Source organism: Cryptosporangium phraense, assembly GCF_006912135.1.
In the GTDB taxonomy this organism is placed as follows: Bacteria; Actinomycetota; Actinomycetes; order Mycobacteriales; family Cryptosporangiaceae; genus Cryptosporangium; species Cryptosporangium phraense.
Genome location: NZ_VIRS01000012.1, coordinates 212595 through 223959, shown reverse-complemented (window position 1 = coordinate 223959; position 11365 = coordinate 212595). Strand labels below are relative to the sequence as shown.

General features: G+C 69.0%; 11 protein-coding genes and 1 pseudogene. 3 read left to right on the top strand and 9 right to left on the bottom strand.

Annotated elements, in window-relative coordinates; translation table 11 throughout:
- Window positions 1-144: pseudogene (locus tag FL583_RS18885) on the top strand (IS256 family transposase); the annotation flags it as partial.
- 226 nt (window positions 145-370) lie between these two features.
- Here the strand turns inward: FL583_RS18885 and FL583_RS18880 are convergent.
- The 4 genes from FL583_RS18880 to FL583_RS18870 form a co-directional block, all read right to left on the bottom strand.
- Window positions 371-964, bottom strand: coding sequence for a hypothetical protein (locus FL583_RS18880; protein ID WP_142705995.1), 594 nt, complete (start codon window positions 962-964; stop codon window positions 371-373).
- A 381-nt stretch (window positions 965-1345) separates the two neighbouring features.
- Window positions 1346-2287, bottom strand: coding sequence for an IS110 family transposase (locus FL583_RS18875; RefSeq protein ID WP_142705994.1), 942 nt, complete (start codon window positions 2285-2287; stop codon window positions 1346-1348).
- 179 nt (window positions 2288-2466) lie between these two features.
- Window positions 2467-2601 (bottom strand): hypothetical protein, encoded by a 135-nt coding sequence (locus FL583_RS42460; RefSeq protein ID WP_276611559.1) that lies wholly within the window; start codon window positions 2599-2601, stop codon window positions 2467-2469.
- A gap of 1081 nt (window positions 2602-3682) precedes the next feature.
- Window positions 3683-4141: a MarR family winged helix-turn-helix transcriptional regulator gene (locus FL583_RS18870; RefSeq protein WP_142705993.1), complete on the bottom strand. Its 459-nt coding sequence runs from the start codon at window positions 4139-4141 to the stop codon at window positions 3683-3685.
- A gap of 60 nt (window positions 4142-4201) precedes the next feature.
- On the opposite strand from FL583_RS18870, the gene FL583_RS18865 reads away from it, so the two are divergent.
- Window positions 4202-6334 (top strand): MMPL family transporter, encoded by a 2133-nt coding sequence (locus FL583_RS18865; RefSeq protein ID WP_142705992.1) that lies wholly within the window; start codon window positions 4202-4204, stop codon window positions 6332-6334.
- A 290-nt stretch (window positions 6335-6624) separates the two neighbouring features.
- On the opposite strand, the gene FL583_RS18860 is transcribed toward FL583_RS18865, so the two are convergent.
- Together FL583_RS18860 and FL583_RS18855 are read right to left on the bottom strand one after the other, a co-directional pair.
- Window positions 6625-7074 (bottom strand): nitroreductase/quinone reductase family protein, encoded by a 450-nt coding sequence (locus FL583_RS18860; RefSeq protein ID WP_142705991.1) that lies wholly within the window; start codon window positions 7072-7074, stop codon window positions 6625-6627.
- 59 nt (window positions 7075-7133) lie between these two features.
- The gene (locus FL583_RS18855; protein ID WP_142705990.1) at window positions 7134-8012 is read right to left on the bottom strand and encodes a pyridoxamine 5'-phosphate oxidase family protein; all 879 of its coding nucleotides are present in this window, start codon (window positions 8010-8012) and stop codon (window positions 7134-7136) included.
- Window positions 8013-8079: 67 nt separating this feature from the next.
- On the opposite strand from FL583_RS18855, the gene FL583_RS18850 reads away from it, so the two are divergent.
- On the top strand, window positions 8080-8595 hold the full coding sequence (locus FL583_RS18850) for a CGNR zinc finger domain-containing protein (RefSeq protein WP_142705989.1): 516 nt from the start codon (window positions 8080-8082) through the stop codon (window positions 8593-8595).
- Here the strand turns inward: FL583_RS18850 and FL583_RS18845 are convergent.
- The 3 genes from FL583_RS18845 to FL583_RS18835 all read right to left on the bottom strand — a co-directional run bounded on the left by FL583_RS18845 (window position 8589) and on the right by FL583_RS18835 (window position 11333).
- Entirely contained in the window at window positions 8589-10037 is a 1449-nt protein-coding gene (locus FL583_RS18845) for a flavin-containing monooxygenase (protein ID WP_142705988.1), read from the bottom strand. The two genes, FL583_RS18850 and FL583_RS18845, sit on opposite strands and share 7 nt — an antisense overlap.
- On the bottom strand, window positions 10034-10492 hold the full coding sequence (locus tag FL583_RS18840) for a cupin domain-containing protein (RefSeq protein WP_205752256.1): 459 nt from the start codon (window positions 10490-10492) through the stop codon (window positions 10034-10036). Before FL583_RS18840 ends, FL583_RS18845 begins: the two co-directional genes overlap by 4 nt.
- Before the next feature lie 76 nt (window positions 10493-10568).
- A complete protein-coding gene (locus FL583_RS18835) occupies window positions 10569-11333 on the bottom strand; it encodes an IclR family transcriptional regulator (protein WP_170323735.1) in 765 nt (254 codons plus the stop codon).
- Between the last annotated feature and the right edge of the window lie 32 nt (window positions 11334-11365).

Sequence of the window (11365 nt, the reverse complement as noted above, 5' to 3'; positions counted from 1 at the left end):
GCGTTAAAGTGCCTCTACCTGGTCACCCGATCCCTGGACCCGACCGGGACCGGCAGGACCAGGTGGGCGATGCGCTGGAAACCGGTGTTGAACGCCTTCGCTATCACCTTCGGTGACCGATTCCCGGCCGCCGAGACCTACTGACCAACCCGCCGGAAACACCGTTGTCGAGACAGTCCCCCTACATGGCCTCCGGAACTTAGCGCCCGGGCACGCCCGGGCCGACGAGCGAAAGTTCTGCCCAGAGCGGAGTGCGATCCGCCGAACTACGAGGTGGAATCAGGCTCACCGCGCTGGCCCGGCCGTATGCGCTGACCAAGCGAATCACCGATGACACCCGTCCTCCGCTGAAGCCCATTCTCGCCGAGTACTAGACCGTCCATTCCGACAGATAAAGGGGAACGCCGTTGGCCCCTGCTTCGTGAATACCGACCTTGTCTGCCGTGTACTGAAAGGTGCGACCGAAGCAAACCGAGTACGAGTTGGCCCCTACGCCGGAATCTGGGCACACCCATCGGATATCGAAGGTGCCGGAGTGCAGGGTGTCCATCATGAAAGCGACCTGTACGCCGACGAGCGTCGGCCTCGAATTACGGATGACGATGGCCCCTTGGACGGACTGGCCGTTCGCCGACCTGATTCCGCATTTCCTTGCCTGCACAGAGGCGCCGATGTCGCTCCATCCTGCATCACATTTATGCGTTCCCCCCCAGGAATTCGCCGGATCCTGGCTACCCACAGCACGCCACGTGCCGTTTTCGACGGTCAGCGCGGCAGCAGGGTCAGCGACGACCATCGTCAACCCGGCTGCCAGAGTGACGACGGCCGCCGAGCCCGCGACGACCCGTGCGATCTGCCTGCCGAGTCCTCGCGGGGCGAGCGCGGCGGCGGACCTGGCAAACTTCCGGCGGACCGGCCCGGTAGCTGCTGCTGCCGGTGATTGTGCGCGCGGGAGTTTCAGCATGAATCAGTCCTCGGGTCCGTAGGGCGGTAGATCGGTACCTTGCCCAGGTCGATCGCTCGCGTCGCGAATCCCATACGAACCCGGACGCCGCGATGTCGTGCAGCCGTCTACGAAGTCGGCGGTTTGCTGGGAACGGCGACCTTGGGAGCGAGGCGACGCTCCGTCGTATACCTGTCTGCGGCGGTATTCGACGCGTACCGGCGTCGAGACACTTCAGCACACGCACCGCCCGAATCGGTTACCGCTCACTCGAAGACGGCTGCGGTGCCTGATTCAGCAGGCAGCGGCGCGGTCGATTTCCTCACACCAGTGAGCAAGTAATGGTGGCTCACTGCTCTCGAAATTTGCTGGTCACCCCGGCATTCGTGTTGCGTGGATCCTTTACGATCCCGGACGGTTGCGGGAGGTGGGGAGGCATGGAGTGCCCGATCCGGGCGAGGCCGGCACGTTGGCGGAGGTGATCGCGTGCTTTCGGGAGTTGGGATCAGCCCGACCCGCTCGATTGCCCCGGGCCGGTGGGCGAGGACCCCGGACGTGTCGACCAGCGCGGCGAACAAACAGCCGGGCGATCCGCAGACAGGGCCGGGTGCGGCCGCGGCGGACGACTTCCCGGCGGATCGCGGTCTCCCACCGCACCAGACCGAGGCGGCGTGTCCGGGCTAGGTCGGCATGGTCGCGGTCGAGCAGGACGGTGAGCGCCGCGGTCCAGGTCGCCGACTTGAACGGCTGCCGTGCGGTCTGCAGCGCCGCGGGCCAGACGCACTCGAGCAGCGCGCGGATCTGCTGGATCTGCCGTCCGGACTCGGTCAGCAGTTCGGTCCGCCGCGCTCCGAGATGGCGCAGCCGGCCCCACTCCTCGTCGACCGATTCGGGGACATAGCAGCGCAGTTGCGCGGTGAGCCGGGCGATGAGGACCGCGTCTTTCTCGTCGGTCTTGTCCCAGGTCAGATCCTCGCTGCGCCGCGTCCACGAGGTCACGACCGGCTGGACACAGACGAACGGCATACCCCGGTCGGCGGCCAGCTGACCCACTACCCGCCAGCGGTGACCCGTCGGCTCGCAGGACACCGTCGCCCCCGCGAAGCCGGCCGCGGTGGCCTGCTTGGCCGCCCAGTCCAAAGCAGCGCCGAGTTTCCACGCCGCGCAGCGGAACGTTCTTCGCGCCAGCACCCGCGAATCGTGGTCGCAGACCACCACCATCTGTTTCGCGTTGGCCAGATCGATCCCGACGATCGCGTTCGAGACAGGGACCAGGGCTCTTAACCGCGCCAGCCGACCGTTCCGGTTCCGATCCCCGCGAGAAATGCCGCTACCGTTGCCCACTGAACGTCCTCCTCCTGCGATGGGACACCAAGTCCAACAAGCGCATTAGGAGGACGTTCCCAACGCCCTAAACGACACGCACAACGTCTTTGTATGCCGCGGATCGCTGGTTTCCTCGGTCCAGACGTGGAGCGGCCCGGAGCGCGGTGTCGCGTTCCGGGCCGGTGGTGCTGGGTTGTTCAGTTGCAGTAGCTGTAGTCCCAGCAGTCGTTGTGGTGGCGGCGCTTGTGGTGGCGGCGACGGGGGCGGCAGTCGTAGTCGTACGAGTAGTTGTCGTTGCAGTAGTCGTACGAGTTATCGTAGCAGCCGCTCATGTCGTCCAGCCTCCGGAGAGTTTTGCGGGGAAGGTGTTTCCCCGTCGTGGAATCAGCTTCGCGTGGAACGGCGCACCGTTCGGTCGGCGGCGTGACGCCGGGAATGTTCGGCTCACAACAGTCGACCTGCTTGTCTCGGGCGGCCGCACGACGTGCCGACGTCCGCTCTTGCCGCCGAGCCGTTCTTCATCCCGCTCGTGCCGCGCAGCGGGCATCGATGCTCAGTCGTGAGTCGCCTCGTCGTCGGTGTCGTCAGCGGCGAAATCGACGGTCGACACCGCCATCGAGGACCGGTGGTAGCGAGGGTTCTGAGTGTTCTTCGGTTCGCACGTGCGGTTCCGGATCGCCCTCAACTCGTCGGCGATCTGCCGCGGGGGGCAGTGTCGGGGTCGGTTGTGCGGCGAGCCTGGCGAAGGGCCTCGAGCTGCGGCGACGCCCTCGAGTAGCCGCGATCTGTGCAGGCGGCGCGGGGCGCTTAGCGCGCTCTCGTGGTCGGTGTGGTCTACGGCTGTGGGGTGGGCCTTGTCCCTGGCGGGGCGGTGTGGTTGGGGTGTTGGGCGTACGGTCGGTGGTTTCTGTCGGTTGGGGGTGCGGGGGAGGTGTTGGCGATGGTGGAGAGGTGTCGGAGAGCGGAGCCGTCGCGGGTGGTGGTGCCGCGGTTGACTGCGCCGAAGGTGGTGCCGATGACGGAGAAGGAGTAGCGGCAGGCGGTGGACTTACTGGCGTCGATCATTCTGGATGCGGCTGTGTCTGCCCGGCTGGCTGATCGATCTGGGGATGTTGCAAGCGAGGACAGCGGGAAGCCCGGGCGGTCGTAGGGGAAGCGTCGGTCTTTAAGCTCCAGTGCGCCGGTCAGGATGTACGGCGTTCTCTGGTGGCAGGAAGACGGAGGTTAGGGCCGGTAACGAGGGTTATTGGGGTGTTCTTATGCCGTAACCTCAGCTCCACCCGAGGTTGACGCTCGCGAACACCGCGCGAGCTCGCGCAATTCGCCCCGGCCAGGGTTACTGGCCGGGGCTTCATTGCTTTCTGTGACCATTCCCGTGGCTCGGACGCGCAAATTATCTCGTCGAAGGGCGGCCTAGTTCTGGCGCGCCAGTGCGCGCAGCATCGTGTGGAGTTCCGCGTTGATCCGGTCGTTGGACTCCTGATCCAGGCCGAGAGCCTGCGGGCTGAAGGCGGCGAGTACGTGCGGGGTCACCTCGTCCAGCAGCGCCCTGCCCGCCGGGGTGACGTAGACCGCGGATGGACGCCCCCGCCCGGTCGGCGGTTTGCGCTCGACCCGGCCCTGCTTCTCCATCTGACGCAGCAGCTCGCCCACCGACTGCGGGGTCGCCAGCACGACCCGCGCCAGGTCGGCCTGACTGCAGCCGGGGTTCTCGACCAGGTTCATGAGCACGCTGAATTGGGGCGCGGGCAGGTCGAAAGGCGCTAGCGCGGCGACGAAGGTCCTGCGCATCGCGAGGGCGGTGCGGGTCAGGGTCATCGCCATGAAGGCGTCGGGGTCTCCACCGCTCCAGCCGAATGGCGAGGTCTCCATGCCTCAAGTATAAGTTAGCTGATACCTATCAGGTTCCTTATACCTCGACGGAAGAGCACCGTGAAACGACTCACCGACCTGGTACTGCGGCACCGGCTGCTCGTCGCCCTCGTCTGGCTGGTGGTAGCGGTCGCGGGCGCCTCCACGGCGGCCACCACCGTCGACCGCCTCTCCCTGGAATTCCGACTGCCGGGCCAGCCGGCCTACGAGGCCAACCAGCAGATCCTCGACCGGTTCGGCAACGGCGGGCTCAACGATCCGCTGCTGCTCGTCGTGAAGGGTGACGGGGCGACGGCCGCGGCGAACGAGGTGGCCGTCGCCGCCCGGAAAGCAGTGCCCGGAACCCGGACGGTCGCGCCCGCCGACCCGGGCGCGGAGGTCCTGGCCGCCGGTCCGGACAGCGCGGTGGCCGTCGTGTACCCGCCGATCACGCCGGGTCCCGATTCGTACGCCGCTGCGACACCGGCCCTGGAGCAGGTCGCCGAACGCGCGTCCGGTGACGGCGTCGAGGTGACCGTCACCGGCTTCAGCCTTCTCGAGGAAGGCGGTGGGAACGACCGCGGTCTGATCGTCGAGGTGCTGCTGGGCGGGGTCGGTGCGCTGGTCGTGCTGGCTCTGGTGTTCGGCTCCCTGCTGGCCGGGCTACCGCTGGTAGTGGCCGCCGTCTCCATCCTCGGAACGTTCGTGGCCCTGCTCGGCCTGACCTACCTGACCGATGTCTCGGCCGTCGTGGAATACCTGATCGCGCTCATCGGGCTCGGTGTTGCCATCGACTACTCGCTGCTGGTGGTGACCCGCTGGCGCGAGGAAACCGCCAGGGGTGCCAGCAACGACGACGCGGTCCGGACGGCCATGGCCACGGCTGGTCGGTCGGTGGTGTTCAGCGGCGTGACCGTCGCGGTGTCCTTGGCGGCGCTCGTCCTGGTGCCGCTGCCGTTTCTGCGCAGCATCGGGCTCGGCGGGCTGCTGATTCCCCTGTTCAGCGTCGCCGTGTCGCTGACCTTGGTGCCGGCCTTGCTCAGCGCGGTCGGCCCGAGACTGAACTGGCCGCGTCGTAAGCCGGCCGTGACCCGCAGCCGGATGTGGGCCGCCATCGCCGCCGGGGTGCTGCGCCGACGCTGGCTGACCGCAGTGGGTTCGGTCGTCGTGCTGCTGGCGCTGGCCGCGCCGGTGCTGACGCTGACCCTGGGCACGGCCCAATTGAGTGGGATCGCGTCCGAATCACCCGCGTCGCAGGCGCTGACCAGCGCGGTCGCCGCCGGCCTGCCACCGGGCGTGGCCCGCCCCACCGAGGTCCTGATCGGCGAGAAGTACACCGATCGGGCTCTCGACCGCCTCCGCACGATGGACGGCGTCGCGGCCGCCGTCGCTCCCGATACCGACGGCTGGCGCGCCGACGGCCGGACTCTCCTCCAGGTCTGGACCGACGACGATCCCGCCGGCGACGCCGGCCGCGCCACCGTGAAAGACATCCGGACGACGCTGGACGGCGCTGAGTTCGGTGACGCGATGGTGGGCGGCACCCCGGCCGAAGACGCCGACTTCATTTCGGCTGTCTACGGCAACGCCGGATGGGTCGTACTGGCCGTGGCCGTCGTCACGTTCCTGCTGCTGGCCCGGGCACTGCGATCGCCGTGGTTGCCGATCAAGGCGCTGGCCCTGAACACGCTCTCGATCGGTGCGGCCTACGGCGTCACCGTTCTGATCTGGCAGAAGGGCTATGGCTCGGACCTGCTGTTCAACCAGTCCGCCTCCGGCGCGGTGACCATCTGGGTGCCGATCGCGGCCTTCGCGTTCCTGTTCGGCCTCTCGATGGACTACGAGGTCTTCATCCTCTCCCGGATGCGGGAGGAGTACGACTCCCTCACCACGCCGGGTGCGGACGAGCGCACGGCGACCGACAAGGCCGTCGTGGAAGGCATCGCCAACACTGGCCGGCTGGTCACCTCGGCCGCCCTGATCCTGTTCTTCGCCTTCATCGCGTTGTCCACCGTTCCTGCGCTGGAGGTCAAGGTCCTCGCGACAGCGCTGGCACTCGGCATCGCGATCGACGCGGTGATCGTGCGTGGGCTACTGGCCCCGGCGTTGGTCGGAGTACTCGGGCGAGCCAACTGGACGACGCCCCGGTGGCTGCAACGGGGCCTGCGCCTCCCGTCCACACCGAACTCCGCGACACGACCCGGGGAACGCTGAAACGGTGGCCCGCTGATCGGCCGGCGCGCGGTCGCCGCGTCGGCCGCGACCACGAACATCTTCGAGGGGGATACACCCCCGGTTGAGGCAGGCTCCGCCGAAGCGGGACGTCGGCGAGGTGATGGCTCGCGCACTGACCGATCCGGACTTCCCGTCGATCCTCCGAACGTTTGCCGGACCGGCCTCGATCAGCGGTCAGCAGGCCGCCGACCTCTGGGCCCGCGCGCTCGGCCGGCCGGTGGAGTACCAAGGAAACGAGGACCAGTGGCTACCCGCGCTGAGCCGCGGCCTCAGCGGCCAGAGCGCACGGCCGCCGAATCGACTTCGGGAACGAGCCGGAAGATGCCGAACACCCGGTGGGGCGCCCGCTCCACATAGAGCGCGTAGCCCGGCCACTGGTCCAGCAGCAGGTGCCACAGCCGCTCGTGCTCGGCCCCCGAGACTTCCTGCGCCAGCACCGGAAGCGTGCGACCGCCGAGCGCGATGGCTGCCCGGTGATCGGCGCGCAGGTTGTGCACCCAGCCCGGCGTCGCATCGCGACCCCAGTTGGAGCCGACGACGACATAGGCGTCGCCGTCCCGGGCGTACTGCAGCGGGTTGCGCCGGTGCTCGCCGCTGCGACGGCCGGTCGTGGTCAGCAGGAGTGACGGCGCCATCCCGACCGCGACCACGCGGCCCTTACTGACCCGGCTCAGCCATCGGTCCACCACGATCAGCCGACTGGCGATCGGAGCGAACATCCGCGTTCGTCCGACCGCTCGCCACAACCCGTGCCACACGGCGGGAACCGTAGCAGCCGTCAGCGAGGGTTGAAGCGGGAGAACTCGGGGCCGCTCCAGCGCAGTGGTGAGCCTCCCTCGACCCGCACCACCCGCTCCACCGTGAACTCGACCAGACGCTGCGCGCCGGGCACGGCCGCCGCGTGGCCGGGATCCCAGTCGACGACCGCGGTGCCGGTCAGGTGGATCAGCGTGCCGGTCGTCCAGTCCGGTAACAGCAGGCCGGCTCTCGGGTTGACCTCCAGGTTGCCGAGCGTGTTGAACATCGAGTTGCCGACGTAATCGGGCCACCTCAGCCGTCGAGGGCTCACCGCCCGGAGGAACCCGGGGTTGCCGCCGCGGTGCGAGGCGTCGGCGTTGCCGTCCAGGTCGGTCGTCGCGACGAAGAAAGTGTCGGTCGTGCCGGCGAACTCCATCTGCTCGCCGGTGAGCGCGACGCCTGAGACCGGGGCTCCGGCCAGGGTCGACGACCGCGTCGGCACCCGCTTCTGGATGTACTTCGGGCAGTTCGCGTAGACCTGCTCGAGCTCGACCCGCAACCCACCGGCCACCGGGTGGGCCGTGCCGTTCATGCGGATCCGGCGCCGCGTACCGGGCTCGATAGCGATCAAGCCCACCTTCGTCGGTTCCTCGAGAACCAACGGTTCTCCGGGCGAAGCGCCGATCACGATCGTCGACGGACCCACGACCGAGAGAAACCCCGGCTCGCCGGTCAGCAGGGTGGCCCAGACGTCGCCCCGAGCGTCGGCCGCGCCGAGCACGATCATCGGCTGCTCGGCCAGGAACGGACGCGCCCCGCGGGGGATCACCGGGCTGATCATCGCGGAGACGTGTGCAGCCTCGCGCAGCAGACCGGCCCGCTTCTGTGCCGCCAACTCGCCGTGGTGGAACGGTGTCATGCCCAGAGTCTAACCACTAAAATCTGGATTAGCGGTTAGAGGCCGACCCGGTTAGGCTTCACGACAAATGACCACCGACCCCCGCCCCCTCATCGGCGAGCCCCTGCCGCTCGACCTGATGAACACCCGCTGGACCGACGACGACGGCCCGCACGACCTGCTCGAACTCCCGGGCGGCCTCGGAGCCTGGCTGACCTCGGCCGGCCTCACCGGCACCGTCCCGGATTCCCCGGAGACCCTCGACGCCCTGCGGCAAACCCGAGCAGCCCTGACCAGCGCCGATCCCGAAGCGCTCAACGAGACCCTGCGCCACGGCCGCCTCCGGCGTCAGCTCGGCGCGAACGGACCCGAGACCGTCGTCGAGACCGACACGCCGGCCTGGTTGGCCGCCTGGCGAGCGGCCGAGCACTACCTGCGGCTCCTCGAGGAGAACCCGTCCCGGATCCGCACGTGCGCCAACCCCGACTGCTCGCTGCGCTTCTACGACGTGTCCAAATCCGGCGCCCGCCGCTGGTGCTCGATGTCAGCCTGCGGCAACCGCGCCAAGTCGCGCACCCACTACACCCGCCACCGCGGTCACTGACGGAATCGCTCTTCGAAGCGCGCCGTCACCCGTCGGTACGACCGCGGATCCACCGGCCCCAGCCACTGCTGGAACCGCACCCGCCGGGGCACGTCCAGACCCACGTCGCCGAGGATCTCGTCGATGTTGTGCATCGAGAACGGGATGACCTTGGTCCCGTGGCAATGGTGCCCGGACGTCGCCGAATCCATGAACTCGATCCGTCCGTCGACCTGCGCCCGCATTTCCTCCGCCGGCGGCAACGCCACCTCACCCGCCAATAGAGCGGCGATCCACAGCGCCCCCATCTCGGCCGACAACGGGCTGAAGAACGACGAGTTGTACCCCGCGAACGACAGCCGGGGCACGTCCACCGGATGGATCTGCCGGTACAGCCGGTAGTTGCCCCGCCCGTCCACCAGTAGGGACCGCACCGACGAGGGTAAGAACGGGATCTCCTGTCGGTACCCGGTGGCGCACACGACCGTGTCGGCCCGCAGCACGGTCCCGTCGCTGAGTTCGGCGTGCGGAGCGCCGTCCTTCTCCAGCAGCCGCTTGATCACGCGGTCGCGCCGCACCGTGATGCGCCCGTCCGCGACCTGCTCGTAGAACCCGTCGGTGACCAGCCCGATCGCCCCGCGCACGATGTTCTCGATGCCGCCGTCCGGCACGAGGTCCAGCTCACGCAGCCGGTACTGCTTGACCGTGACGTTCTCGACCGACCCGAGCATCCGGCGACGGATCGGCGCCCCCCGTCCGTGCAGGAACCTCTCGACGCCACGCAGGTGCTGCCACTCGAACAACGCCTCGCCCAGCCTCGTCAGCAGGAGGTACTTGAAGTTGACGACGCCGCCGATCCGGCGGGGGACCTTCCACAGGACCTGCCGGGCGACGACGTCGGTCGACACCGCGAAGCGGCTGACCTCCACGGCAACGTCGCACGAGGACTTCCCGTAGCCGACGACGAGCACGTGCTGGCCGGCGACCGACCGGGCGTCGTGGAAGTCGGACGCCGCACACAGCCGTCCGCCGGCCGCGGAGAAGTCGGCGAACCCCTCGTAGACCGGCAGCGCGGGCGCCGAGAACACGCCGTTCGCCACCACCAGGTGGTCGAACTCCGAACCGTCCACCGACCAGCCGTCGGCCGTCGGCTCGGCCCGCGTGACCGGTGTGTTCAGCCGCAGCAGCGGCGCCAGCCCGAAGTGCGACACGTACCCGGCCAGGTACTCCTGCACCTGCGCGCCGGTCGGCCACTCCGGTAACGACGGCGGCATCGGGAAGTCCGAGAATGCGTACGTGTCCCGCGGGCTCTGCGTGGTCACTCCCGGGTAGCGCCGGGTCTCGCTCCACACCCCGCCGACGTCCGGCGTCCGGTCGAAGACGACCACCGAATGCCCGACGCGGCTCAGCACCTTCGCGGTGACCAGCCCGGCGACGCCGGCTCCGACGATCGCGACTCTCATGACGGCGGGAGCTGCAGCTCGAGGCCGAAGTCGGCCATGATCGCCTTCATCTTGCCGATGTCCCGCGGACCGGGCGGCAGCGCGGCCAGCGCCGCGTAGTACTCCTCGAGCCCGGCCGGCGACACCACCGAGATCACCCGGGCCTCGTCCTCGAACGGGTTGTTGAACGTGTGCGGCACGTCCCGGGGCAGCAGCAGGTAGTCGCCGTGCACCAACTCGAACTTCCGGTCGCCGAGCGTCACCTCCAGACGTCCGGAGAGACAGACGAACGACTCGTCCTCCCGGGTGTGGACGTGTAGCGGCGGCCCGCTGACCCCGGCCGGGACCGCGTACTCGAACAGCGAGTACGCGCCGCGGGTCGAGTCGCCGTCGGTCTTCATCGTGATGCCGACGCCGATCGCGCCGAGCGACTTGCCTTCGCCGGATGGGAGCAGGTACCCGCCGCCGAGCGTCATGGACGCCTCCTTCACCGATGTGCCGGGGGTCACAGCGTCAGCGCGCGCCCTCGAAACCGAAAGACCGGTGTCCCACTCAGCGGGACTGCTTGGAGAATGCCCGTGAGGCCGCCGCCGCCACCAGCCGCACCGCCGGGCCGGCCCGGTCCGGTCGCACCAGCCCGGTCGGCCCGGTGATCGACACCGCTGCGGCCACCGTCCCGTCGGGCCCGAAGATCGGGGCGGCGACGCAGGTCACGCCGATGTTGCCCTCTTCGCGCTCGACCGCCCAGCCGCGGTCGGGCATCGCCGCCAGCTCGCGCCGGATGGCCGCCGGGTTGGTCAGCGTCCGCGGGGTGCGCGCGGGCAGGTCGCCGGCCAGCACCGCATCGACGACCGACCGCGGCGAGTACGCCAGCAGCGCCCTCCCCAGCGCCGAGCAGAACGTCGGCACCGTGCCGCCGACCTGGCTGAGCATCGGCATCGGCCGGTGCCCGGCGATCTTCTCGACGATCAGCACCTGCGATCCGTCCAGCACGCCGAGCTGCACGGTCGTCCGCACGGTGTTGTAGAGGTCCTGCATGAACGGCAGCACGGACTCGCGTAACTCGGTGCGGATCGGCGCCAGGCCCGACAGCTCGAACAGCCGGTTGCCGATCCGGTAGCGGTCGTGCGGCTTGTCCAGCCAGCCCAGCGCGAGCATGCGATCGGCCAGCCGATGCGTGGTGGACCGGGGTAATCCGGACCGCCGGACCAGCGCGGCGAGCGTCAGTTCGCGGTGCGCGGGGTCGAACGCGTCGAGGATCGCGGCCGCCCGCTCCAGCCCGCCGCTCGCGGTGGTGTCCCGCTCACTGAGACTCACGTCTGGTGACCGTACTCCCCTCGGAGGCACCC